Origin of the sequence: Methylobacterium sp. Leaf104 (assembly GCF_001422885.1) — a bacterium.
Taxonomy (GTDB): Bacteria; Pseudomonadota; Alphaproteobacteria; order Rhizobiales; family Beijerinckiaceae; genus Methylobacterium.
In genome coordinates this window covers 1-25,110 of record NZ_LMMZ01000012.1, presented here as the reverse complement: position 1 = coordinate 25,110, position 25,110 = coordinate 1, and the positions used below count along the sequence as shown (strand labels likewise).

The following is a 25,110-nucleotide window of genomic DNA, read 5'->3' as shown; positions in this document are numbered from 1 at the left end:
CGCGCATGCGCCCGACCCCGATGACAGACCCTGCGCCGCGCCAGCCCGCGCGGGCCGCCGTCGCCGCCTTCGTCGGCACCACCATCGAGTGGTACGACTTCTTCATCTACGGCACCGCCGCCGCCCTGGTGTTCGGACCGCTGTTCTTTGCCGAGGCGACGCCCTTCGTGGCGACGCTGGCCGCCTTCGGCACCTTCGCGGTGGGCTTCCTCGCCCGTCCCCTCGGTGGGTTGGTGTTCGGCCATGTCGGCGACCGGCTCGGCCGCAAGAAGGCGCTCGTCGTCACCCTGGTGATGATGGGGCTGGCCACCACCGGCATCGGCCTGCTGCCGACCTATGCCAGCATCGGGATCTGGGCCCCGATCGCGCTGGTCTGCCTGCGCATCCTCCAGGGCATCGCGGTGGGCGGCGAATGGGGCGGGGCGGTGCTGCTGGCCGCCGAGCACGCGCCGAAGGGTCGCTCGACCTTCTTCGCCTCCTTCGCGCAACTCGGCAGCCCGGCGGGGCAGATCCTGTCGCTGCTGGCCTTCCGCCTCGCGGGGCTGATGGACAAGGGGAGCTTTCTCGCCTGGGGCTGGCGGCTACCCTTCCTCGTCAGCATCGTCCTGCTCTTCGTCGGCCTGTTCATCCGCCTCGGCGTCGGCGAATCACCGGATTTCGAGGCGAACCGGGTGGCGCGCGGCCCGGTGCCCGCGCCCATCCGCGAGGTGCTCGCCACCAGCTTGGCGCCCGTCGCCCTCGCGACCGGCGCCAACACCTTCGCCATCGGCTCGGTCTATCTCTTCAACACCTTCATGATCACCTACACGACCCAGTATCTGGGCCTGCCGCGCGCCACGATCCTCGACGCGCTGCTGGTGGCGGCCTGCGTCCAGTTCGTGATGACGCCGGTGGGCGCGCGCCTCGCGGAGGCCATCCGCAACGAGCGGCTGTTCCTTCAGGGCACCCTGATCTGGGCGATGCTGGCGCCCTATCCGCTGTTCCTCCTCGTGGACCTCGGCTCGGTGCCCGCCCTGATGCTGGGGCTCGCCCTCAACGTGGTGGGCAGCGCCACCTTCTACGCGGTCATCGCCGGCTACGTGGCCGGCGCCTTCCCGACGCGGGTGCGCTACACCGCGATCTCGGTGGCCTATCAGGTCTGCGGCGCGGTGGCGGGCGGGCTCACCCCGATCATCGGCACCGTCCTGGCCGAGCGCTTCCAGGGCCATTGGTGGCCTATCGCCGCCTTCGGCACCACGCTCGCGGCGATATCGTTCGTCTGTGTCACGGCCCTGGGCCGCTACCGGGCGCGCACCCCGCGCCCCGAGGCCGCTCGCGCCTGACGAGGGTGGGGCATGCCCGGTCTCTCGGCGGTCGCCCCTTGCCCCGGAGCCCCACACCTTATATTGCGACGCGATAGCTCGATCCCGTGACCCGGCGCTGCCGGCCGCATTCTTGCGGCCCGTCGCGTGACGGGCTCTTCTCGCTTCCGGATACCCTATGAAGCTTCGCAACATCGCCATCATCGCCCACGTCGACCACGGCAAGACGACGCTCGTCGACAAGCTGTTGTCGCAGTCCGGATCGTTCCGCGAGAACCAGCGCGTCGAGGAACGCGCCATGGACTCGAACGACCTCGAGAAGGAGCGCGGCATCACCATCCTGGCCAAGGCGACCTCGGTCGTCTGGAAGGACACCCGCGTCAACGTCGTCGACACCCCCGGCCACGCCGATTTCGGAGGCGAGGTGGAGCGCATCCTCTCGATGGTGGACGGCGTGATCGTGCTCGTCGATGCCGCCGAAGGCCCGATGCCCCAGACCAAGTTCGTGGTCGGCAAGGCCCTCAAGATCGGCCTGAAGCCGATCGTGGCGATCAACAAGGTCGACCGTCCGGATGCCCGCATCACCGAGGTGGTGAACGAGGTGTTCGACCTCTTCGCGGCCCTCGACGCCACCGACGAGCAGCTCGACTTCCCGATCCTCTACGGCTCGGGCCGCGCCGGCTGGATGGCGACCGCCCCCGATGGCGACCAGAGCCAGGGCCTCGCGCCGCTGTTCGACCTCGTGCTGGAGCACGTCCCCCAGGCCAAGGTCGAGGAGGGTCCGTTCCGGATGCTCGGCACCCTGCTGGAGGCCAACCCGTTCCTCGGCCGCATCATCACCGGCCGCATCGCCTCCGGCACCGTCAAGCCGAACCAGGCTATCAAGGTCATGGACCGCACGGGCAAGCTCGTGGAGACCGGCCGCGTCTCGAAGATCCTGGCCTTCCGCGGCCTGGAGCGCGCGCCCATCGACGTCGGTGAGGCCGGCGACATCGTCTCGATCGCGGGCCTCGTGAAGGGCACCGTGGCCGACACCTTCTGCGACCCGCAGGTGGACACCCCGATTCAGGCCCAGCCGATCGATCCGCCGACCGTCACCATGTCGTTCATCGTCAACGATTCGCCGCTGGCCGGCACCGAGGGCGACAAGGTCACGAGCCGCATGATTCGTGACCGCCTGTTCAAGGAGGCCGAGGGCAACGTCACGCTCAAGATCGAGGAGGCGGCCGACAAGGATTCGTTCTTCGTCTCGGGCCGCGGCGAACTCCAGCTCGCCATCCTGATCGAGACCATGCGCCGCGAGGGCTTCGAGATCGCGGTCTCGCGTCCCCGCGTGGTGCTTTCCAAGGACGAGGACGACAACGTTCTCGAGCCGGTCGAGGAGGTCGTGGTCGACGTGGACGAGGAGTATTCGGGCGTCGTCGTGCAGAAGATGTCCGAGCGCAAGGCCGAGATGATCGAGATGAAGCCGTCGGGCGGCTCCCGCCTGCGCCTCGTCTTCCATGCGCCCACCCGTGGCCTGATCGGCTATCAGGGCGAGCTCATGACCGACACCCGCGGCACCGCGATCATGAACCGCCTGTTCAAGGCCTACGAGCCCTACAAGGGCGAGATGCCCGGCCGCCGCAACGGCGTGCTGATCTCGAACGACAAGGGCGAGGCCGTGGCCTACGCCATGTGGAACCTCGAGGACCGCGGCCCGATGATGATCGAGCCCGGCGCCAAGGTGTACCAGGGCATGATCATCGGCGAGCACAACCGCGAGAACGACCTCGAAGTGAACGTGCTCAAGGGCAAGAAGCTCACCAACATCCGCACCACCTCGAAGGACGAGGCCGTGCGCCTCACCCCGCCGATCCGCATGACCCTGGAGCGCTCCCTCGCCTGGATTCAGGACGACGAGCTGATGGAGGTCACGCCGAAGTCGATCCGCCTGCGCAAGACGTATCTCGACCCGAACGAGCGCAAGCGCTTCGAACGCTCGGGCGGCGTCGCGTAAGCGCGCGCAGCCACCCCACGCACAGACGACGCGAGGCCGGGCGAAAGCCCGGCCTTTTTTCGTTCTGTCTTCCAGATTCCGGTGCGTTCGACAGCGCCCAGGACGATTGGAAAATAATACCTAGAATAAATTCGTATCCAACGTTAGGTTGGCTCATGCGTAGCGTTTCCGCCAACGATCGCCCCGACCTCGCAGGCTTCGCCGGTTCGCCTGTGCGTCGGATCGGATCCCGCCCCGGCGGAGTACCGGTCCCTTGGATTCCACCCGGTCCCTTCGGACGCAGGTCGATGCGGTCTGCGCGGCAGCGCCCTGCACCGCCGAGTGGGAAAGCCCGGCGGGCAGCGAAGCCTGTCCTTCCTCGCCCTGGTGCCGGTCCGGCGATCGGCTGACCCCGGAACGCTCGTTCGAGACGGATGCGGATGCGTTGGAGTGTGTTGGATGGACCTGCAGCGAGGCCGCGAGTTCGATCAATTTCTCCAAGTGCTGGACCGGTTGTGCCAGCGCTTCGCGAAATATCGTCCGGAGTATCGCAAGGGCATGGACGAATACTCGCTGCGAAACGAGTACCTGGATCCGTTCTTCGAGGCCTTGGGCTGGGACGTCAGGAATACGAAGGACGATCCGCCCTTCATGCGAGACGTGCGGGTCGAGTACAGGGCCTATGATGGGATCATCAACGGCAAAGCCGATTACGTGTTTCGGATCGGCGGGTTCGATCGGTTCGTCTGCGAAGCGAAGAAGTTTCCCGAGAAGCTCGAGAACCACCGGTTCCAGCTGCAGAACTACGTCTACAATCTGCGTCTCTGGATCGGCCTGACGACGAATTTCGACGAGCTGAACCTGTTCGTCGTCGGGGGGAAACCGAGCCGGGAGAAGCCGTTCAGCGTCGTGCCGGGCTGGCGCCTCTGCTACCAGGATTACCTGGATGCGGCGCCCAAGATCTGGGATCTGCTGTCACGGCAAGCCGTCGCGGCCGGATCCCTGGAAGCCTTCATCCAGAACCTGCCCAAGGTCACCTCCCGGACCGACCGACAACTCTGGCTGATCAAGCCGGACCGCAACCGGGCCGTCGATACCGATTTCCTGCAGTATCTCGAAGGCGAGCGCGCCCGGCTGGCCAAGTCCCTGATCCGGCACAATGCCGCCCTGCACTGGGACGTGGACTCGATCAACGAAGCCGTCCAGGTGATCCTCGATCGCCTCATCTTCCAGCGGGTCTGCGAGGATCGCGACATCGATACCTTCCAGACGCTCCGGCAGGCGCTGGCGCTCTGGGAGCGGCACGGACGCCGGAAGGGTGAGTTGTGGATCCTGATCGTCGGCAACCAGGCGAACATGCGGGCGGCCTTCAACGGTGGGCTTTACGGCCGGGCCGGAACGCCGTCCCACTTCGTCGAGTCCTGCGTGGTCGATGACCGGTGGCTCGCGGATTTCATCGATCATCTGGCCGGGGACGAGTCGCCCTACCTCTTCAGCACCCTGCCGATCGAGATCCTGGGTTCCGTCTACGAGCGCTTCCTCGGCTCGATCATCGACGCACAGGGGAACGTGACCCCGAAGCCCGAAATTCGGAAGCAGGGCGGCGTCTTCTACACGCCCGAACACATCGTCGCCCACATCGTCGACGGCGCCCTGGCGCCGCTCCTCGAGGGCAAGACCCCGGAACAGATGCGCCGGATCCGGATCCTCGATCCGGCCTGCGGCTCCGGGACCTTCCTGATCCGTGCGTTGGAAAAGCTCTTCCAGGCGCATATCCACTATTACCATCTCAACGTGGACAAGCGGGACGGGAAATCCATTTATATCGACTCGCATGGCGACCTGAAGCTGACCAGCGAGCTCAAGAAGCGCATCGCCAAGGATTGTATCTTCGGTGTCGATATCGATCGCCAAGCGGTCGAAGTCTCGGAGATGTCGATCTATCTCAAGATCCTCGAGGGCGAGACCCAATCCACCCTGGGGCGGCAGAGGGTGCTGTTCCCGAACGAGACGTTTCTTCCGGACCTGTCCGGCAACATCCATGTCGGAAACAGCCTCGTCGGACAGGATGCCTACGCACTTCTGCCGGCCGACCTGCGGATCACCGAGGCGAAACCGTTCTCGTGGGAGCTGTCGTTTCCGGAGGTCCGTGCCCGCGGCTGGTTCGACGCGGTCATCGGCAATCCGCCCTACGACGTCATCGAGAAGGAGCGCGGCGCGGCCTCCTGGCCGCACGACGTCTTCCGCGCCTACCTCGCCCGGACGGACCGCCTGGACGCTGCGAAGGGCGGCAAGCTGAACCTGTTCCGGTTCTTCCTGATCCAGAGCCTGGAACTCGTCAGGCACAACGGTTCCCTGGGCATGATCGTACCCATGGCAATCCTGGCCGACTTCAGCTGCAAGAAGACGCGCCTCTCGCTCCTGGATCAGGTCGACGAGCTGAGCGCGCAGGCCTTTCCGCAGAAGGACATCCGCCAGCATCGCGTCTTCTACGATGCCAAGCTGTCGACGGTGGTCGTGGGAGGCCGCAAGCGCTCACCGTCCCGGCGCAAGCACAATCCGCGCATCGGCCTCCAGGTCTATCCCCGGGCGTCCTTCGATGATCCCTCCCGTGACGTCACGATGCGACGGAGCGAACTGGCGGCCATCGATCCCCTGGGCCTGCCGATCCCGATCACCGATCAGGCCTCATGGGAGCTGGCCAAGAAGCTGCATCAATCGAACTCGGTCGCGCGCCTCGACGGGATCGAGGGCATTCGGATCGCCCGGGGCGAGATCAACCAGACGGTCTACCGCGCCTACATCACGGACGATCCCCGACACAGCCGGCTCCTGAAGGGCGTCGAGGTCTCGGCTTACGCGATCCATCGCACCTTGAGCCAGGGCCGGGTCGAATGGTTTGACCGTGTGCGGTACGAGCGAACCCACATCACGCCGGATGCCGTCGGCGTCCGGCGCATCGCGACCCAGAGGATCACCGGCGTCGACGAGCGACATCGAATCGTCGCGACCCTCTCGGAGCCGGGCTGGTACTTCGCCGATTCGACCAACGCGGTCGTCGTCGCTCCGACCTGTGACCTGTCGCCGGAATACATCCTCGCCTGCCTGAACAGCCGGCTGCTGCAATGGCGATTTCAGCTCACCAGCTCCAACAACAACGTCGGGACGAACGAACTCGCCGCCCTGCCTATCAGGCTGCTCGACCTGGGGGATGCCGGCGAGGCGCGGACCCACGCCGCGATCGTCGCGCAGGTCGGGCACCTGCTGCAGCTCGGCGCGCACCTCACCGCCCATCCGAGTCTCAAGGTCCGGGCCGAGGCGATCCCGCGCTTCCGGGAGGTTCGTTCCGGTCTCGATCGGACGATCGAGACCCTCTACAACCTGACGGCCGATGAGGCCGCTCTGGTCCATCGCAGGTTCGCGGCCCCACCGTGAGCAGCGACGAACGGGACCGTCGATCGCTCACTCTTCCTTCGCCCGCTCCCGCAGCAGGTACTTCTGCACCTTGCCGGTCGAGGTCTTCGGCAGTTCGCCGAACACGATGTGGCGCGGGAGCTTGTAGCCGGCGAGCCGCTCGCGGCACCAGGCGATCAGGGCGTCGGCTTCCACCGTGGCGCCGGCTTTGAGTTCGACGAAGGCCATCGGCGTCTCGCCCCATTTTTCGTCGGGACGGGCGACGACCGCGGCGGCGGAGACGGCGGGATGGCGGAACAGGGCATCCTCGACCTCGATGGAGGAGATATTCTCGCCACCCGAGATGATGATGTCCTTCGAGCGATCTTTCAGCTGGATGTAGCCGTCGGGGTTCTTGATCCCGAGATCGCCGGAGCGGAACCAGCCGCCCGCGAAGGCGGCCTGCGTCGCCTTCGGGTTCTTGAGGTAGCCGCGCATCACCACGTTGCCGCGGAACATCGCCTCGCCCATCGTCTCCCCGTCGGCCGGCACGGATTCGCAGGTTTCCGGGTCGCGGATGTCGAAGCCCTCGAGAACTGGGTAGCGTACGCCCTGGCGCGCCATCTTGGCGGCCCGTTCCTCGTCGGCGAGGGCATCCCAGTCCCGGTGCCAGGCATTCACCACCGCTGGGCCATAGGTCTCGGTGAGGCCGTAGAGGTGGGTGACGTCGAAGCCGGCCGCGCCCATGGCACCGAGGACCGCCTGGGGCGGGGGCGCCGCCGCCGTCAGGAAGGCGACCCGCCGGGGCAGGGGACGGCGCTCGGCCTCGGAGGCGTTCAGCAGCAGCTGCATCACGATCGGCGCGCCGCAGAGATGCGTGACACCGTGCTCGGCGAGCGCCTGGTAGAGTGCGCCGGCGCGGACTTGGCGCAGGCACACATGCGTGCCGGCCACCACCGACAGGGTCCAGGGGAAGCACCAGCCGTTGCAGTGGAACATCGGCAGGGTCCAGAGATAGACCGGGTGCTGGCCCAGGGCGCCTGTGATGACGTTGCCCAGGCAGAGCAGGGCGGCACCCCGATGGTGGTACACCACCCCCTTCGGATCGCCGGTGGTGCCCGAGGTGTAATTCAGGGAGATCGCGTCCCACTCGTCGCCGGGCATCGCCCAGTCCCAGGCCGGGTCGCCCTCCGTCAGCAGGGCCTCGTAGGCGAGACTGCCCAGCGACTCGCCGGGACCGTCGAATTCGGGGTCGTCGACGTCGATCACCAGGGGCTTCACCCGCGCCTGGGCGAGGGCCGGACCGACGACCTTGGAGAACTCACGGTCGGTGATCAGCACCCTGGCCTCGCCGTGGTCGAGGCAGAAGGCGAGGCCGGCGGCGTCGAGGCGGGTGTTCAGGGTGTTGAGAACGGCGCCGGTCATCGGCACTCCGTAATGGACCTCGATCATCTCGGGCGTGTTGGCGAGGATGACCGCGACGGTGTCGCCGCGCCCGATGCCCCGCGCCGCGAGCGCCGCGGCAAGGCGGCGGCAGCGCGCGTAGAGCTCGGCGTAGCTGCGCCGCAGGGGGCCGTGGATGACGGCGCCGTGGTCGGGAAACACCCGCGCCGCCCGGTCGAGGTAGCTCAGGGGCGTCAGCGGCTGGTAGTTCGCCGGATTTCGGTCGAGATCCCGGTCATAGATCGATGGCGCGGCCGTGTCGGCCGTCGTTGAAGTGGTCATCGGCGTGTCTCCCTGAGAGGAAGAGTACTCCGCCGGGACCATCCGACAAATCGTTCCGGAGGATCGCCCACAGCGGGGCGTCGCCAGGCGGAAGGTTTCAAGAGTTGGCCGCGGCGCGGCGCCAGATCAGATGGTAGGTGACCTCTCGGCCGCCGGACCGGATCGGTGCCGCCGTGCTCAAGCGAAGAACATCTCCTTCGATGGAGACGAGGCGCGGCTGGGTCTGCCCAAGCCACTTCGGGAACAGCGACACGGTCATCGTGTGGGTGAGCTGTCCGGTATCCGCTTCCGTCCCGAACGGTCCCGAATAGGCGATGTAGCCTGTCGCCTCCGCGGCGAATTCTTCCGGCGTGCCCACGAACCAGTCGCCCGATGCGAAGTCCGGCCGGTCCGGCCGCATCAGTTGCGCCGACATGTAGCCGTCCGGTGTGTACAGGATCAGTCCCTGCGGATTCTCGCCCATCGGATAGGACGGCGCCGAGCCGTCGGTGGGCTCCTCGACATAGGACACCAGCGTCCAGGCCCCGATCAACTGCTCGCGCAAGGTCTTGGTCATCCCGCTTCCCATGCTGGTCTTAACCCGCCCCGTCACCGCCGGGCTGCCGGCGGACGCACCGGCGGTCATCGAAACGCATCGTCCGAGAACCCGCTCCGCCTGGCCGAGGCGATGGTCGAGGGCAAGCGGGCGAGCGTCGAGCAGGCGGCGGCCGACCATGCCCGCTACGCCAAGCTGAGCGATGCCGCCGTGTCCCAGCAGAAGGTCGAGGCGGCCCAGGCGACCGGCCTCGAGGCCAAGGCGACCTACGATCAGGCCATGGCGGACCGCGACGTGGACAGGCTCAATCTCGCGCACTCCGCCGTGAAGGCCTCGGCGAACGGGCGCATCACCAATATGGGCCTGGCGCGCCACGCCAGCTGCGGGCCGCTGAGATTCCCGGGCACTTCAAGAATTCTCACGACGAAGCCCGCATCGCGGGCGAATGAACCGAACTCGGCCTTGTCCGCGCACCGTATCGGTGCCGTGACCCTTGTCTCGCGCGATCCGGCGTCGCACGCAGTACGGATCGTCGCACGGCCGATCCGCGATCCGGCCTAGTTGGCCATCGAACTCCCGTTGGCGGTCAGGGTCATCTTCACCTCCACCACGTCACCGGGTTCGAGCGGTGTATCCGCATCCGCGGAAAGCGATTTGGCGGTTCCTGAGACCTGTCGAACGACTGAGATCTGCGGGGAATTCACCCCGGACCCGAGCAACTGCGACCGGAGGGCGCTCGTATAGACAAGCTTCTCGGTCAGGGCGTCGATGCGGGACTGCGTCTTCGAGATCAGGTCGTTGGTTTCCTTGAGATCCTTCAAGACCTGCTCGGACCGATCGCTGATCAGCTTCTGAAGTGCCTGCTGCGCGTCGCTGCGCACTCTCCTGTCCGCCTCGAGCTGGGAACTGACCTGCAGGGAGCGGGTCGCCGACAACAGGGCCAAGCGGCGCGCATCGGCCACCCGGTTCGCAGGCAAGGTCCCCTTCGCGAAGAGATCGTTGATCCGGGCGGCTTCCGAGTTGTCGAGCTTCGCGTTCTCGTCCTCGTTCTTCTTCTGTTTTTCGAGTGCCTCGAGACCATCGTTCAGGAGCGTGATCTTGCGCTCGAAGGCGACGCGCTCCGCGTTGAAGGCATCGAGGCTCGCGCGCAACTGGTCTGTCTCGGCCTTCGCGGCCTGGTCGCGCAGGCCCTTGGCCAGGGGAGATCTCAGGGCGAAGGGTTGAGTGGCTTCCTTGGAACGATCGAGGAGCTTCTGCAGGAAGTCCCGACGCGCATAGGCGTGCTCGAGATCCATCCACTTCGTCCTGAGTTCATCCTCCAAGTCGACATTCGCCATCATGGGATTCTCGACGCGGAATCTCACGACATCGTAGCCCCCTGCGAGCGAGATCGATTGTCGAACTGTCATGCCGGGCCGGAACTTCTGTTCGCCCGGACGGCTCACATCGCCGTTGACGTAGACCGGGACATAATCGGCGATCGAGAGGGAGATCTCCTGGGGATCGATGATCGTGATCTGGTCTCGTCCCTCGGGAGTTCTCAGGTTCAGCGACTTCTTCGGCAACTCGCGTCGAAGGTAGGTGAGGATTTCCGTCAGGGTCTTTCCCTTCGCGTCCAAGGGGCCGACGAGCGGAAGCGACACGCGGCCATCCGTATCGACGGTCGCGGTCCGCTGGAGCGATACGCCTGCGACCGAGAAATCGAGGGTGTCACCGATGTGCAGGCGATACTCGTCCGCCCGTGCCGCCGATTGCAGGCACAAGGCAATCGCAACACATAGGACGAAGCTCCAGCATCTCATCGAAGTCTCTCTGTTCATGCGTTTCCGCCTGATCCTGGATGCACGCCGGCCGGGCTCAGGGGCAAGGAGCCCGGAACGCCGATCGGTAAAGGACGGATTTCGGCCTCGATTGGAACGATATTTACATAATACAGACGCGGCCTGTCTTATTTTTCATCTCTGGGATCGCCCGTACCTTGTGTCCCGGATCTCGCTTGCTTGAGATATCAAGCCGGCTTCTACGGCCACATCGCCCGGAGCATTGGAACAACGCCCACGCTCACATGGAACTCCCTACACATCAAGCTGCCGGAGGGTCATCGCCGATCCTGTGTCCCGAGGGAAGACGTATGTCCGCTCGCGTCCAATGGCGGGGCATCGCCGTCCAGGGTTCGACCGTGCCCGAACCGGGCGCCGTCCGACCGGGGATTGGTCCTTCGAGGGCCACAAGGCCTTCGGGATCTGCCGTTGCGCTCGCGCCGATTTCGCAGAGAGCGACCAAGCGACGTCGGCGCCACCGGTCCCGTCCTATCCGCCCTGGCGCTCGGCGCGCGGGCTGACGCTCCCTCCGCCCGGCATATGCCGGTTCGCGTGACGCAGGCGCATCCGACGCGCGCGGGGCGACTCTATCGACACCCATCCCTTCGGCGCCGGAGGCCGTCCCGAACCTCCGGCGAACGTCCCGGCATCCTCGAACCGTAGGGGTCGGGTCAGCCAGAACGACGCTCGAGGGCAGCTCAGGAGTTCTGGACGCCGTGGAAGAGGTCGGCTTGCCCCGTCTGCTCAGCCGCCAGCGATCGAGCGTGCCGGGCGCGCCGGCGCGGAACCATGTTGAGGACCAGCGCGAGGATATCGACCTGAGCGGCCTCGAAATGCGCGGAGAGATCCCCGAAGGTGCGCCGCTGGGTAACCCCGGACCGGGCAACCAGGATCACGCCGTCGAGCATCGGGCTGAGGATGAGAGCGTCGGCCACGTGGTTCGTGGGTGGAAGGTCCAGGATCACCGCGTCGTAGGTCCTGCGTGCCTCTTCCAGAACCTGCTGCATCTGGCCGGACCCCAGGAGATCGCTGGAATGGGCGATCAGGGTGCGCTTGGGTGCCGGAAGGATATCGAGCTTCGGAATCTGCGTCCGCTGGACCACTCCGGCGAGGCCCTCGCCACCCAGGAGCACCTCGACGAGCCCCTTGTCCGCCCGCGGAGCGAAGCGGTGCGTCAGGGCACTGTCACGGATGTCGGCGTCGATGACGAGGGTGCGCGCGCTCGAATAGGCGAACAGGGCAGCGAGATTGCTGACGATCGTGCTGCGGCCCTCACCCTCCGCACAGGAGACGACGCCGATGATCTGCGCCGTTCCGCGGGACCTGCGATGCATCGCGAAGGCCTTGACCCGGCGAAGTTCGTCGCTGAATTCCGAGAAGGGGGCGAGGAGAACTTCAACGAAGGCGGCGCCCGGCTTGCGCCGCAGCTTGCGCAACCGAGACGGGTCGCCCGAGACGGAGCCGATATGAGGCAGCTCGACCGTTCCGATATGGCCCGGATTCGCCATCATCTGTCGCGCGTTGGAAATGCTCGAGTCACGGCCCTGCCGAACGATCGCGCAGATGATGCCGCACACGCCGCCGAGGAGGATCGCGAGGGCGAGGATGAGAATCGTCCGCGGATGACTGGGCATCAGCGGACGGGTCGCCTGCGTGATGACGCGGGCGCCGGCAATCGGAAAGCTCTGACGCTGCACCGAATCGGCGAAGGCCTGAAGGAAGCTCTCGTAGATGCGCCGGGATGTCTGCGATGCGGTCTCCAACTCCTCCAGGGTGATCGACTCGTCCGGATCGAGCAGATTCGCGGGCTTGGTGCCGTTCGAGGCGTCGGATGATTTCCGGGTGGGAATCCGGTAATCGTGACTGGCCTTGAATTCCTGGACGAGCCGGGACGCCGCATTCATCTCGCGCCGAAGCTGTTGAATTCGCCCCTCCAGCCACGCACTGCCCTGACGAGCCGCTTCCGACCGGCTGTCGAGTTGGTCTCGGACATACGCATCGGCGATCGCGTTCACGATCTGCGCCGAACGCTCAGCACTGGGGGATGTGAAGGCGATCTCGAAGGCGTAGGAGGTTCCAAGCCGCCTGACACTCAAGCCGTTCTCGATCATCCCGATGGCGTCGCGCATCCGCTCATAGGGCGTAGGCGGGGATGGGGGCGGGTAGTCGAGCCAGCGAAGCACGTGCGCCTTCAGCTTCGCACGCAGGCCCACTTCCTTGGGAAGCTCTTCGATGCGCAGGGTCTCGACCACGGCCGTTGCGATCGTTTCGGACCGCATGACGATCATCTGGCTCTCGACGAGCGCTGCGTCCATGGAGGCTGCGATCTCCGGAGTCTGATCCCGCGTCGGGATCTGCGGCATCCGCGGATCGACGATGATCTGTGCTCGGGCCTGATAGAGCACGGTGGTTTGATGGATGTAGACCGCCGCCGCGACGACGGCGAGAAGCACGAAGGCGAGGATCGTCCAGCGGTAACGCTGGAGGAAGGCGACCATGTCGACCTCCCTGGCGGCGATCGCGTCGGACATCGCCCCGGCGCGTCGATCGTCGAGCAGTTCGGTCGGTGTTTGCTTCAGCACGGTCTGCTATCCTCAGCTACGTTGAGCAAGGAGCGTCAGCATCGCTTCCGTCGAGATCCGTGACGGGCCGGTGAAGGGAGCGGCATCGACGACGACCGAATAGCCCCCGCGCTGGGATCGCTCCGCTGCCCGCAGCAGACGAGCCGAGCCGTCCGGACCGAGATGCGCGACCAGGAGTGCGGCGGAGGCGTCGGCGACTGCGTTCGGCAGATCCGCCGTCGACCCGGTCATCAGGTCCGCCAGGGGTTCCGCCAGACAGGGCGGCAGAAGGGCCGGGCGTCCGCGGAGCAGATGGCCCATCCAGGCGCCGACGGCGAGGGTCTCCTGAAGGGGCGCCAGGTCCTCATAGACATAGGCCGCGTTGATTCCCGAGTGGATCGACCGGAACAAGGCCTGGGCGCCCGTCACGGGACCCCGTCGTTCCGCCGCGAGGCATGCGTCTTCGTGGAACCGGTCGAGTTCGGCCATCACCAGACGGGCGAACGGATCCGCGCCGGCGTGGGCGATGGCACCCGCCGGCCATCCGGGAATCCGGCTCTCGGCAGGGCTCGCCACCACATGCGCTGTGTCGAGGCGCCAGCTCGCGCGCGTCGCCGGCGGCCGGACCGGAACTCCGGAACGCGCGCGGGAGGCCAGGACGCGCCGGATGCGGGCGGCGGCGCCATCCAGGCTGTTTGCCTGGGCACGGAGCACACCCGGCATGAGGAAGACGAGTTCATCGTCGGATACGTCGCTCCAGCCCCGCGCCGACCAGAGGCCCGCCAAGCCGCTCTCGACGATGCCGTCGCCCCAGAGATCGGGCCTGGCCGTCGCGGGATGTTCGTCCCGCATCGGCCAAAGCATCTTGGATCTGCCGTGCCAGGCAGCCAGCGTTGTTTTGAATATGCCAGCGAATGTCATCGGCTCACACTTCTGCGACACCCGACCATCAATCGTTGAGACGCGCACGTGAACCGCACCAATTGAGGTAGCGATCCTCCTTCCGGATGAGGCCGGCGGTCCTCGGTGATCCGAGGCTGCGCAGTCCGCCGCATCGGTTGGCGTCGCCTGATCGCGAGGCAAGATCAGCATTGCTCAGGACCGGACCGGGTACAGGCGTTCGTAAAAGGCACTCTTACGCCTAAGGCAGTAGTCACAAGACCCAAATTCCACCCTTTGAGGTTTTGACGCTGTGCAGCTAGATGCAGTGAATGGACGTCTGAGACAGTTTGATTTCGGAAATCGCGTGAACAGCAATGAAAACGCTCAGTTTCCCTCTTTTCGGTTTTCGTGGGCAGTCACGGCGTGACCAAGTTGCCTCCGTGACAGTGGAAAGCGATCTGGAAGGCCGGTTTTCCACGCCCCTACCGATGGAGGCGCTCACGATCACGGCGCCGCGCGATCCTGCATTCTTATCGAAGCTGATGACGCAACCGGTTCCGAGTGCCGGCTCCGGCCAAGTCCGCTCCCGGATCGCTCCGCTCGGAGGCTTGCGGAAGCGCTACGTCGACTTCGCTATCGCCGTTGGGGTCCTGATCCTCGTCCTGCCGCTGCTCCTGATGATCGCTCTTGCGATCAAGCTGTCCATGGGTGGACCCGTCATCTATCGCCACCGCCGGATCGGGTGTTACGGGCGCGAGTTCGATTGTCTCAAGTTCCGAACCATGGTGACCAACGCCGACGCTGTGCTCGAGGCCCTGCTCCGCACGGATCCGGCGGCCGCTGCGGAATGGCGTCGGACACAGAAGCTCGTTCGCGATCCGAGAATTACGTGGATCGGCCGCACGCTGCGGCGCACGAGCCTCGACGAGTTGCCGCAGATCTTCAATGTTCTGCGTGGTGACATGAGCTGCGTCGGCCCGCGTCCGATCGTGCGCGCCGAGTTGATCCGGTATGGCGCCCACGGCGATCTTTTCCAGAGCGTGAGACCCGGCATGACGGGTCTGTGGCAGGTCAGCGGGCGCAACTCCCTCGCCTATGAGGACCGGGTCATGCTCGATTGCCAGTATGTCAAAGACTGGTCCGTCTGGAGTGATCTGAAGATCTTGATACGGACGATCCCTGCTGTTCTCAATACGCGACAGACCTGTTGAGCAGGTCCCGGCTCGACGCGCGAAGTCAACGCGCGGAGTTGATGAGCAGAGCCATGGCGAAATAGGACAGCTGAAGCGTTATGACACAGACCAACAGCTGCCACCACGCCAGTCCCAGCCCAATTCCCGCAACGACAACGAAGGCTGAGCCGGCGATCGCCGCGGGTGCCTTGTACCGCAGGCTTCCGAGGAGGCTCGCGACCACCGAGAAAGCAAGAAGCCAGATCATTCCGCCGCCTTCGTTCCGAGACGCGATTGGCCGCGTAGATCGGTGCCCACTGGTCGAGGATCGCATCGGGTCCCGCTTCGGTCAACGCGGCGGGCGCGGTCCGTCGGGGGCGAAGGCCCGTGCCGCCCGGCAGCGCCGACATGGGCCGCCGGTGCCCGTCTCGCGCTCGTAGCAGCAGGTCCTGACCTCCATGGATCTCTCCCTGATCGGCATCGTCGTCGCAGCGATCCTCCTCTGCGTGTCGGCCTTCCTCGGCCCACCGCTCATCGTCGCCACCATCGCGTCCTTCGCGTTCGGCGCGACCGCGATCGGGTCACTTCCGGCGCTCGGCGGATCTTCGCCCCTGATCTACATCGTGCCCGGGTGCATGCTGATCGCCGCGCTCGCAGTTCGGCGCGGAACCATTCCGAAGCTTGGCATCGTGCTCATGCGGGACCAGACCACCTGGGCTGTTCTGCTTCTGGCGGTGTACGCCGCCGCCGGAGCCGTGATCCTGCCACGGCTCTTCGAGGGGGCGACGACGTCCTTCGTCACGTCCCGGCTGGTCGGCGTCTTCGAAAGCTCCCTGGCGCCGGGCCCCGGTAATATTTCGCAGACGGCATATTTTCTCTTCGGCGCGTTGATCTTCGCCGCCTTTTCCATCCTGCTGCTGCAGCCTCAAGCGATCAGACCCGTCGCCCGGGGCTTCTTCCTGTGGGCTGCGCTGACGGCCACCTTCGGCGTGATCGACCGCGTCGGTAAGCTCATCGGCGCGGGCGACGTGCTCGAGCCGATCCGGACGGCCTCCTACGCGATGCTGACGGGTGCCGATCTGACGCTCGGGAACGTGACGCGCATCTCGGGTGCGTTCTCGGAGGCGTCCGCCTTCGGTGGGGCCGCGCTGGCGAGCTTCGGGTTCAGCTTCGCCTATTGGAGGAGAACCGGCTCGTCCCGCGCCCTCGGCCTCGCCATTGTGCTTCTGATTCTCGTACTGCTCTCGACCTCGACCACCGCTTACGCGGGCTTCGCTTTCCTCGCGAGCGTCCAGATTGCCATGCTTGCCCGGACTGCGGTGACGAACCGCCTGATCCGCAGCGATCTCGTGGTCCTGATGGCTCTGGCGATCGGTGGAGCTCTGGTTCTGCTTCTGTATCTCACCACTCCGGGCGTCTTCGATCCGGTGTACGAACTGTTCCGCGTGACGATTCTGGAAAAGGACGAGTCTCAATCCGGGATCGAACGCAGCTATTGGAATTCCCGCAGCCTCGACAGCTTCGTCGATACCTTCGGCTTCGGCATCGGGATGGGAAGTTCCCGCGCTTCGAGCTGGGTGATCGCGATCCTGTCGCAACTGGGCTTCGTCGGCACCGCGCTCATGGCAGCGATCGTCGTCAGCCTGCTGAGACCATGTCCGCCCACTCCCTCCGATCCGTCGATGCAGTGGATCGCCGGCCTCCACGACGGAGCGCGCCTCGCCGCGCTCACGCAACTCTTCACGGCGACGATCTCCGGCGGTCAGGCGGATCCGGGATCCCAGTTCTTCATTGCGCTGGCGACAGTGCTCGCCTGCCGCGCGCATCTGCGTGCAAAGCTCCATCTACGGAACGAAATGATCGCGGCTGAGCCGCCCGATCTCAGCCGGTACGCGGGCGCATTCACCTACGCCACGAGGTCATGATGCTTGCGGGACGGGTCGTTACGGGAGCCATGCTGCTCGTCGGAGCCCGTCTGATGGGGCGCCTCATCGATTTCTGTGCTCTCCTCGTCTTCGCTCGGCTGCTGACCCCGAATGATTTCGGAGTTGTCGCGGCGGCCATGACGTTGATCTCGCTGATGGAAGCCATCTTCGAATTGCCGGTCGGCCTGGTCCTCGTCCGGACCCCGAATGTCGAGTCCGACCATTACGACACGGCCTTCACGCTCTCGATGCTGCGCGGTGTGTTGCTCGGCCTGCTGATCGCCTGCATCGCGTGGCCCTATGCCTGGGCCTTCGACGACTTCCGTCTCGTTCCGATCATCCTCTGCCTCGGATGGGCACCGATGATCCGCGGATGCGTGAGTCCCCATCTCTGGGTCAACCTGCGCCAGCTCCAGATGGGTCCCGACTGTCTCGCGCAGACCGTGGGCAAGATTGGCGCCTTCGTGGTCGCGATGCTGGTCCTCGCCCTGGAGCGGAACTATTGGGCGCTGGTCGTCGCGACGGTGAGCAGCCCGGCCATCATGGTCGCGACCTCCTACTACCTGGCGCCGTACCGACCGAGGCTTTCGCTCAGGCAATGGCGGGTCTTCTGGGATTTCCTGTCCTGGCTCGGCGGTGCGCAGTTCCTCGCCGCGCTGTCCTGGCAGTGTGATCGCTTCGTCCTCGGTCAGTTGTCCAGCCGCGCGGAACTCGGCCGATACACCATGGCGGATTCTCTGGCGGCGCTGCCGATCCAGGCTCTCGCCGCTCCCGCCGCCGCGATGCTCTTCCCGGCACTCGGCGCGATCCACGTCCAGCACGAGCGGCTCAGGCGCGCATTCCTGATCGGCCTCGGTGGCGTCTACATCCTCTGCCTCCCGATCATGGTCGGTCTCATCGTGCTGGCCGAACCCTTCTGCCGAACGGTCCTCGGGCCGCAATGGGGCGAAGTCGTCCTGCCCATGCAGATGCTGACCGCCGCGGGCGCGCTGAGCCTGATCGCGCAACCGCTCGGGGCTCTCTACAACGCCTTGGGTCAAACGAAGGCCGGGATGGTCCGCAGTATCCTGGGCTTGTCGATCAAGCTCCCGCTGGTTCTCGCGGGCTGCTTCGCCGGCGGCCTCGCCGGTGTCGCACTGGCACGGCTGGTGACCGAGTTCATCATGTTCGTCGTGTCCGCCTACAGCATTCGCCAGTTGACCGGCGCATCAACGAAAAACATCCTGTCGGTCCTCGTGAGGCCCGTCGGCGCCTCGGCTGCAATGATATTGGCCTTGGTGGTCATCCAGCCCCTGATCGGAGCTTCCGACGACCCGACGATCCGCGGGCTCATTCTCGCAGCCCTCGTCCTGGCAGGTGCACTTGTCTATTCCACGACGATTCTGATGCTCTGGGTTCTCGCCCAGCGTCCCGCCGGTTTGGAAGCGAGGCTGATGGCCATCGTGCACGAGGCGCTGCGACGCATAGCGAGCAGGCGGGGCGGCCTTTCCCTTGATTCTCAGGCGATTGTGCCGGTTGAAGTGCACGGCCGGCCCAACCGGCCCGGATGACCCTGCCGATCATCGATCTGACTGGCATGGGACCGGGCTCTGAAGAGGATCGGCACGGACCGGAGGTGCTGGACGTCAAGCGCGGCCAGAGAGACCCGTGCACAGCTCGCGTCGACGCTCAACCATATCGAGGTGCAGACAGCCCGGGTCAGGATGCTGGGACTGGCGTGCCGAGAGGCGGAGATCTCTGCGCGGAGCGATGACCGCTGATGAAGGTTCACGGCAGACTCGGGTCGATCGGACGCGGACGAGGAAGGATCCGGAGCACGAACGCTCGATTGCGCCGCCCCGTGGCCGATCTAACTCGCGACCGTGGTCACCGGCTAAGTCGTGGCCTGCAGGGTCGGTACGGCCGTGCTCGAGCCGCATGGACCGTGACCGGTCTTTGACCGGGCCGTGTGAAGAGCGACCGCGCGGTGGCGGCCACGGCCCGTCGTCAGCTCGATCCGGCGCCACGTGAGCCTTCTGATCCAGACTCGCCTTCCGGCCCTGCCGTATCTCCGCCGGCTTCGGTTCCGGCCAAATTTCTCGATCATCTCGATCGAAAGCCAGACGGTCAGGTCGAGGGCCTCCTTCGCGTTCTTCTGGTATATTGAATAATTGCCGTACTTTATCGATATACGAACAGGAATAGGCTATAATCCATGACAATAATTTCAACTGTCCTCGGGAACATCACCGTCTTGGCAGACTTACAGCCGCACTGTGCCGCTCGTGAGCACATGATCGGAAGTCTAACATGAAGACCCTCGCACTGGTTCTGGCCACTGGCGTGATGCTCGCCAGCTTTTCCATCGGCTCAGCCTCGGCTGCTCCCGGAATGACGCACGCCGAGCGGATGCGTGCCAGCTCGTCGATCGGCTATGCCGGCAACTACAAGGCCCGCAAGCATCACATGCGCCACCACGGCAATCGCCACGACGCGATCCACCATTCCCGCGCCAACCGGACCTATCACACCCGCAATCGCCTGATGCATGGCGACCCGAACGCGCGGAACCCGATGCAGCCCGGTTACGCGCAGCAGCGCGGCACCACCTCGGGTGGCCCGCGCTACTGAAGCCGGCTCGACAGGCCCGAGGGCGGTGGTCCCATCGCGGCGCCGCCGCCCGATACCATGCTTGCCTTGGTGAAGCCGCGGAGCGGCGCCCCACGCCTACACAAGGCTAGGCCACGCCACAGGGCCTCGTCATTGGTCCAAGCCTTGATTCGAAGGCGCGTACAGAGCACACGATGCTCGGTCGTCAGAGGCATTCATGCAGCTGTGACAGAACATCGTCGAGGTGATTGGATGGCTCCGATCGCGTGAGCACATGCGGCCGAGATCGAACGCGGCAATTGTCCAGTTGCGGAGACTGCGATATTCGAGCCTCGCTCTAAGCCTATCGGAAGCGTGATGCTATCAAGGCTCCCGAGAATCATACGATTTGCCTCTCAGATGCTTTGATCTGTTTCGAGGAAGCATAGCGTTCGATCCACTGGACGCATGACGTCATCGACAAGATCGCGACAGCCGCCCAACGCGTCCGCACCTGATCGGTGGTGGAATCGAGCGCTCGAACAACGTCCGGTCGAAGCTGTATCGACTGTCGATGCTCTTCCAACTCCGCCAATCGCTCAGTGCCTCACTGACGGCGGAGTTGGCTTCAGATAGAGAAAGCTTCGCTCTCCTGTGGCAGCCTCAGTGATATGATCGATCGCGTTCAACAATTCACCGAGGTTCTGGTCGAGTGCGGGTTGAAGGAGAACACGTCGGCCGGTCGTGCGCCCGGCGATGAGTTGCGCTTCGGTCAGGGGATCAAAATCGGGTCGAACCCGTCGCTTCTGACTCATCGGTCTTCCGGTTCACTGATGGCTCCAGCCGCCGCAGCGCTGAGGGCAGCGGTCAGGGCTATGAGCAAGGCCGCCTCGATCATGATGGGGTCCTCCTCGTCGACTCGTCCCTTGGGGCGACCGCGGGTTCGACTAGGACTGCCTGCTGCATGGTTAACGAAACGTTAGCCGCCATACCCGCGCGGTAATCTGATCCACATCTCCAGCGGTCTCGCCTCGGTCGGGGGACGATGGAAAAGTACGTCATCGACGGAGTACGATAAGCGCATTCTCGCGACGCCACACGGCTCGCGGCCCTGCGAGCTGAGCTCCGTCAAGAACACTGGCCGTCGATGCGGCGAGAAGCGACGTCAGACCTGGGCCGCGAGCACGGCTGGAATGGCAGCGCGCAAGCGAGAATACCCGCGTGTGGATCGCGGCCAGGCAGCCTCGTCCCAGGCGCGGCGCACGCGCAGGCACCTGTCCGGCAGGGCCGCTGCTGACGGCCCAACGGGTGCCCAGGCCGTCACCACCGGCAGGTCGCCTGCCCATCCGCCCTCGACCAGTCCGACCGGGCAACCGAAATGCACCTCGGCCCGGGCCAGGGCATCCATCATCGCGGCCGTATCCGCGGACCTGACGCGGTCGGACGCCCCAACCGCATGGGCGATCAATCCGCCGACGCGCACGACCGTCGCACTGTCCATGGGCAGGCTCTCCGGATGCAGGTCGTCGAGATGCAGGAGCAGCGCGACGGTGCCTGATGGCGGAGTATCGGCCGCGGGCAGCGGGATTTCGCGCGGCGACATCGGCTCCTCCAGCGCATCGGGGTACTCGTCGAGACCGGCCGGATCGTAGCGGCCCTCCGTGTACCGGCGGATGTTCTCAGCCCGGGCGACGTAGTGCTTGCCGCGGGTGTGCAGGCCTGCCACCCAGCGCCACGACAGCGTGTTACTCGCCGGATCGCCGTCGAGAAGATGGCGCATGAAGAAATCCGCCCCGAGGGTCCAGGGCAGCCGCAGGGTGAAGATCCAGATCGAAGCGAACCACATCCGGGCATGGTTGTGGAGCCACCCGGTCTCGACGAGGTCCCGCACCCAGTCGTCGAAGCCGTCGATGCCGGTCCGCCCGTCGACCGCCGCCTCGTAGGTCCGACGCAGGCCGGGCTCGGCTGCCAGGCGCTGATGATCCGCAACGGCCAACGTGCGTGCGTTCGTCCAGGCGGACGGGTGAGTCTCCAGATGGCCTTTGAAATAGGTCCGCCAAAAGACCTCCGATACGAACTTCTCCGCGCCCCCGTCGCCGAAGGCGCTGTCGGCGGCGGCCACGACCTCAGCCTCGGTCACGAGGCGGCGGCGCAGGTAGGGCGAGAGCGCCGATGTCGTCGGTGGGTGGCCCGGCCCCCGATCGGTGTTGCGGTCGGCAGCGTAGGCCGCGCCGGCGCGGGCGAGAAAATCGGAGAGGCGCTCGAGCCCCGCGGCACGGGTCATGGGAAAGCTGGGATCCATGCCATTTACCTAGGGTGAGGTCCAATCTGGCCGATGCGACCCATTCCCCAGTGATCGGACCTGCGCGAGCTGAGCTTTAAGCCCTCTAGGGTCTGTCATCGCTTGAGCCAATCGAGGGCCGCGGCAAGACAGAGGACGCCCATGAAGCTGGCGGCAGTCTTCTCGTAGCGGGTGGCGATGGCGCGCCATTCCTTGAGCCTAGCCCAGAGGCGCTCGACCTGGTTGCGGTTGTTGTCGATCCAATCCGGGCAGGCGACGGGCGCTTCGTGGCGCTGGGGTGGGATCACCGGCCGCGCGCCCATGTCCCGGATGTGCTTGCGGAAGGCATGGCTGGTGTAGCCGCGATCCCCGACGACCCATTTGGGTACGCCGGGCAGGTGATCGAGCAGCGGAACCGCATGGGGCAGTTCATGGGCCTGACCGGGCGCCTGGGATTACCCCGTTTCTGTGGACGGTTAGGGGGCTTGGCTGAGCCGGGTCTCAGGTGACGGGTGCGGCCGGGTCTCCTGCTCGTATACGACGGGCGAGCGGTATCCGAGCGCCGAGTGCCGGCGCAGCGGGNGCTTGGCTGAGCCGGGTCTCAGGTGACGGGTGCGGCCGGGTCTCCTGCTCGTATACGACGGGCGAGCGGTATCCGAGCGCCGAGTGCCGGCGCAGCGGGTTATAGAAGCCCTCGATGTAGCTGAAGCAGGCCATTCGTGCCTCGGCCTGCGAACGGAAGCGGCGGCGGGCGAGCAACTCGCATTCGAGGGTCGAGAAGAAGCTCTCGGCCATGGCGTTGTCGTAGGCGTCGCCGACCGAACCCATCGAGGGTCGCACGCCCGCCTCCTGGCAGCGGCTGCCGAAGGCCAGCGACGTGTACTGCGATCCTTGGTCCGAGTGATGGATCACGTCGCGGGGCCTGCGCTGTGTCACGGCCATCTCCAAAGCGTCCAGAACCAACTCCGAACGCAGGTGATTGGCCATGGTCCAGCCGACGATCCGGCGGCTGAAGGCGTCAAGCACGATGCTGAGGTAGAGGAAGCCCGCAGCAGTCGGCACGTAGGTGATATCCGCTACCCAGAGCCGGTTCGGGGCAGCGGCGGCAAAGTTACGGTCGACCAGGTCGGGAGCCGGGCGCGCCTCTCGATCTCGCCGCGTCGTGACAGGGCCACCACGCCGATGGCTGGCTCCGACAAGGCCAGCCTCGCGCATCAACCGGGCTATGCGTTTGCGAGAGTGCCGCTCGCCCTGTTCGCGCAGGTCGGCGTGGACGCGTGGCGCGCCATAAGTCTCGTGCGAGCCGAGATGGACGGTGCGGATTCGCTTGAGCAGGGCTGCGTCCGCTGTCCGACGCCCCGAGGGCTGCCGGCCAGCCCAGGCATAGTATCCCGCCTTCGACACGCCGAGCATGCGTGCCATGGCAGCGATCGGGAAGTCGGCCTGGTTCGCGTTCATGAACCGGAAGACCCCGACGGCAGAACCCCGGTCTCCCGAGCAAACCAGGCCGTCGCGCGAGAGAGGATATCGCGCTCCAGCTTCAGCTGCCGGTTCTCGCGCCGTAGCCGGACGAGTTCATCGCGCTCAACCGCTGTCAGGCCGGGGTCGGCAGGCGGTGGCTTCGCATCACGCCGTCCTTCGCTGCGGTCGGCCTCGGCCACCCAGTTGCGGATCGCCTGTGCGGAGGGCTCGAACTCGCGAGCCAGATCGTTCGGATCACGGCCGGCGCGGACCAACTCGACCATCTGTCGGCGGAACTCGGCGGGGTATGGGGGACGGCTCTTGGGCATCGGATAAACACCTCACGCGAAAGCGTTGTCGGTGTCCACCAAACCGGGGCAATCCCAATCCCAGTTGCCGACGTCCGGCGTCGTCGCCGCGATGACCGTTGCCGAGAGCTTGCCGACGCCCGGGATCGTCGCCAGACGCTGGCTCGTCTCGCTTTGGGCGNATCGCGCTCGCCGACTTCATGACCGCCATGATGGCGCTGTCAATCCCAATCCCAGTTGCCGACGTCCGGCGTCGTCGCCGCGATGACCGTTGCCGAGAGCTTGCCGACGCCCGGGATCGTCGCCAGACGCTGGCTCGTCTCGCTTTGGGCGTGGGCCGTTTCGATCTCATGCGTCAACCGCTCGATCCGCGTGTCGGTATCGACCAACTGTTCGAAGAGCAGGCTGATGGGCAATCGGGCCGCTTCCGGCAGTTCGTGCAGTTGCGTCTTCAGCCGATCGACCTTCTGTGCGCCTTTCGCTGCGATGACGCCGAACTCCGTCATGTGGGCGCGGATCGCGTTGCAGATTTGCGTGCGCTGGCGGACCAGAAGATCCCGTGTGCGGTGGACGACCAGGACCGACGAGCAGGCTTCGCTCTTTACGGCAACGAACCGCATGGAGAGACGCGTGACCGCTTCACAGATGGCCGCCGCGTCGGCTGCGTCCGTCTTCCCGCGCTTCACGTAGGGCTTCACGTAAGACGGCGGCATCAACCGGACGTCATGCCCCAATTCCTGAAGCTTCCGCCTCCAGTTGTGAGCGCCTCCGCAGGCCTCCATGCCGATCAGGCATCGCGGCAGCTTCTCTAAAAAACGCGAGCAACTGACTTCGACGCAGTTGGCGACGCACGAGAACACGACTGTTCTCATCGACACCGTGGATCTGGAAAACACTTTTCGCGAGGTCAATTTTCGCGAGGTCAATCCCGACCGTAACAAGCTCGGACATGAGTGGCTCCTCAGCTTGAGGCGACAACATCCTGACTATGCCCCAACGCAAAGCCGGGAGCAGGAGCCATCCACACCATCAATCGAGATGGCTTTCTCGAAGCTGAAAGCGCTGTTACGCAAGCCCTCAGTGCGAACCGTCGAGGGACTGTGGTCAGCCATCGGGCACCTCGTCGACACCGTCACGCCCGTCCACTGCGCCAACTTCATCTCCGCTGCARRATATCCTTGCTCGGGACGGCGCGGCGGG

Annotated in this window: 14 protein-coding genes and 5 pseudogenes; 9 read left to right on the top strand and 10 right to left on the bottom strand. The window is 65.5% G+C overall.

Annotated elements, in window-relative coordinates:
• Positions 1–5 precede the first annotated feature (5 nt).
• From ASF49_RS09500 to ASF49_RS09490, 3 genes are all read left to right on the top strand, one after another.
• Positions 6–1,322 carry an MFS transporter gene (locus ASF49_RS09500; protein ID WP_200930034.1) on the top strand — a complete coding sequence of 439 codons (1,317 nt, stop codon included), beginning with the start codon at positions 6–8 and terminating at the stop codon, positions 1,320–1,322.
• Positions 1,323–1,479: 157 nt separating this feature from the next.
• Positions 1,480–3,300: a translational GTPase TypA gene (gene typA, locus ASF49_RS09495; RefSeq protein WP_056471283.1), complete on the top strand. Its 1,821-nt coding sequence runs from the start codon at positions 1,480–1,482 to the stop codon at positions 3,298–3,300.
• 438 nt (positions 3,301–3,738) lie between these two features.
• The gene (locus tag ASF49_RS09490) at positions 3,739–6,714 is read left to right on the top strand and encodes an Eco57I restriction-modification methylase domain-containing protein (protein ID WP_056471280.1); all 2,976 of its coding nucleotides are present in this window, start codon (positions 3,739–3,741) and stop codon (positions 6,712–6,714) included.
• A 27-nt stretch (positions 6,715–6,741) separates the two neighbouring features.
• Here ASF49_RS09490 and ASF49_RS09485 read toward each other — a convergent pair whose 3' ends face one another.
• On the bottom strand, positions 6,742–8,397 hold the full coding sequence (locus ASF49_RS09485) for an acyl-CoA synthetase (RefSeq protein WP_056471278.1): 1,656 nt from the start codon (positions 8,395–8,397) through the stop codon (positions 6,742–6,744).
• A 97-nt stretch (positions 8,398–8,494) separates the two neighbouring features.
• On the bottom strand, positions 8,495–9,022 hold the full coding sequence (locus ASF49_RS09480) for a lipocalin-like domain-containing protein (RefSeq protein WP_243214558.1): 528 nt from the start codon (positions 9,020–9,022) through the stop codon (positions 8,495–8,497).
• Positions 9,023–9,046: 24 nt separating this feature from the next.
• Between ASF49_RS09480 and ASF49_RS23045 the strand changes: the two are divergent.
• A pseudogene (locus ASF49_RS23045) lies at positions 9,047–9,298 on the top strand (efflux transporter periplasmic adaptor subunit); the annotation flags it as partial.
• A gap of 191 nt (positions 9,299–9,489) precedes the next feature.
• On the opposite strand, the gene ASF49_RS09470 reads toward ASF49_RS23045, so the two are convergent.
• From ASF49_RS09470 to ASF49_RS09460, 3 genes are all read right to left on the bottom strand, one after another.
• Positions 9,490–10,752, bottom strand: coding sequence for a polysaccharide biosynthesis/export family protein (locus tag ASF49_RS09470; RefSeq protein ID WP_082511072.1), 1,263 nt, complete (start codon positions 10,750–10,752; stop codon positions 9,490–9,492).
• Positions 10,753–11,450: 698 nt separating this feature from the next.
• Positions 11,451–13,334, bottom strand: a complete 1,884-nt coding sequence (locus ASF49_RS09465; RefSeq protein ID WP_056471269.1) for a polysaccharide biosynthesis tyrosine autokinase — start codon at positions 13,332–13,334, stop codon at positions 11,451–11,453.
• A 12-nt stretch (positions 13,335–13,346) separates the two neighbouring features.
• Entirely contained in the window at positions 13,347–14,282 is a 936-nt protein-coding gene (locus tag ASF49_RS09460) for a hypothetical protein (protein WP_156652951.1), read from the bottom strand.
• Between the two features lie 287 nt (positions 14,283–14,569).
• Between ASF49_RS09460 and ASF49_RS09455 the strand changes: the two genes are divergently transcribed.
• From ASF49_RS09455 to ASF49_RS09435, 4 genes are all read left to right on the top strand, one after another.
• The gene (locus tag ASF49_RS09455) at positions 14,570–15,406 is read left to right on the top strand and encodes a sugar transferase (RefSeq protein WP_272481501.1); all 837 of its coding nucleotides are present in this window, start codon (positions 14,570–14,572) and stop codon (positions 15,404–15,406) included.
• 419 nt (positions 15,407–15,825) lie between these two features.
• The gene (locus tag ASF49_RS09445) at positions 15,826–17,292 is read left to right on the top strand and encodes a hypothetical protein (protein WP_056471259.1); all 1,467 of its coding nucleotides are present in this window, start codon (positions 15,826–15,828) and stop codon (positions 17,290–17,292) included.
• Entirely contained in the window at positions 17,289–18,842 is a 1,554-nt protein-coding gene (locus ASF49_RS09440) for a lipopolysaccharide biosynthesis protein (RefSeq protein WP_082511070.1), read from the top strand. The genes ASF49_RS09445 and ASF49_RS09440 overlap by 4 nt, the downstream gene beginning before the upstream one ends.
• A 739-nt stretch (positions 18,843–19,581) precedes the next feature.
• Positions 19,582–19,902 (top strand): hypothetical protein, encoded by a 321-nt coding sequence (locus ASF49_RS09435; RefSeq protein WP_056471252.1) that lies wholly within the window; start codon positions 19,582–19,584, stop codon positions 19,900–19,902.
• Between the two features lie 1,123 nt (positions 19,903–21,025).
• On the opposite strand, the gene ASF49_RS09430 is transcribed toward ASF49_RS09435, so the two are convergent.
• The 5 genes and pseudogenes from ASF49_RS09430 to ASF49_RS09415 form a co-directional block, all read right to left on the bottom strand.
• Positions 21,026–22,162 carry an FAD-binding domain-containing protein gene (locus tag ASF49_RS09430; protein ID WP_056471249.1) on the bottom strand — a complete coding sequence of 379 codons (1,137 nt, stop codon included), beginning with the start codon at positions 22,160–22,162 and terminating at the stop codon, positions 21,026–21,028.
• 95 nt (positions 22,163–22,257) lie between these two features.
• Positions 22,258–22,590: pseudogene (locus ASF49_RS23035) on the bottom strand (transposase); the annotation flags it as partial.
• Positions 22,591–22,724: 134 nt separating this feature from the next.
• Positions 22,725–23,931, bottom strand: a protein-coding gene (locus tag ASF49_RS09420; protein ID WP_156652963.1) for an IS3 family transposase whose coding sequence is annotated in 2 segments (ribosomal slippage) — positions 22,725–23,652 and positions 23,652–23,931 — 1,208 coding nt annotated over the 2 segments. Because the reading frame shifts where the segments join, the coding sequence is not laid out codon by codon here. This gene is flagged as partial in the annotation.
• Positions 23,932–23,988: 57 nt separating this feature from the next.
• Positions 23,989–24,091, bottom strand: a pseudogene (locus ASF49_RS23605) (IS110 family transposase); the annotation flags it as partial.
• 49 nt (positions 24,092–24,140) lie between these two features.
• Positions 24,141–24,861, bottom strand: a pseudogene (locus ASF49_RS09415) (IS110 family transposase); the annotation flags it as partial.
• Positions 24,862–24,927: 66 nt separating this feature from the next.
• Between ASF49_RS09415 and ASF49_RS24855 the strand changes: the two are divergent.
• A pseudogene (locus tag ASF49_RS24855) lies at positions 24,928–25,110 on the top strand (hypothetical protein); the annotation flags it as partial.

Excerpts from the sequence above, each read along its gene's own strand:
- ASF49_RS09500 (WP_200930034.1), top strand. The coding sequence starts at position 6 with ATGCGCCCGACCCCGATGACAGACCCTGCGCCGCGCCAGCCCGCGCGG.
- typA (WP_056471283.1), top strand. The coding sequence starts at position 1,480 with ATGAAGCTTCGCAACATCGCCATCATCGCCCACGTCGACCACGGCAAG.
- ASF49_RS09490 (WP_056471280.1), top strand. The coding sequence starts at position 3,739 with ATGGACCTGCAGCGAGGCCGCGAGTTCGATCAATTTCTCCAAGTGCTG.
- ASF49_RS09485 (WP_056471278.1), bottom strand. The coding sequence starts at position 8,397 with ATGACCACTTCAACGACGGCCGACACGGCCGCGCCATCGATCTATGAC.
- ASF49_RS09480 (WP_243214558.1), bottom strand. The coding sequence starts at position 9,022 with ATGACCGCCGGTGCGTCCGCCGGCAGCCCGGCGGTGACGGGGCGGGTT.
- ASF49_RS09470 (WP_082511072.1), bottom strand. The coding sequence starts at position 10,752 with ATGAACAGAGAGACTTCGATGAGATGCTGGAGCTTCGTCCTATGTGTT.
- ASF49_RS09455 (WP_272481501.1), top strand. The coding sequence starts at position 14,570 with ATGAAAACGCTCAGTTTCCCTCTTTTCGGTTTTCGTGGGCAGTCACGG.
- ASF49_RS09445 (WP_056471259.1), top strand. The coding sequence starts at position 15,826 with ATGGATCTCTCCCTGATCGGCATCGTCGTCGCAGCGATCCTCCTCTGC.
- ASF49_RS09440 (WP_082511070.1), top strand. The coding sequence starts at position 17,289 with ATGATGCTTGCGGGACGGGTCGTTACGGGAGCCATGCTGCTCGTCGGA.
- ASF49_RS09435 (WP_056471252.1), top strand. The coding sequence starts at position 19,582 with ATGAAGACCCTCGCACTGGTTCTGGCCACTGGCGTGATGCTCGCCAGC.
- ASF49_RS09430 (WP_056471249.1), bottom strand. The coding sequence starts at position 22,162 with ATGGATCCCAGCTTTCCCATGACCCGTGCCGCGGGGCTCGAGCGCCTC.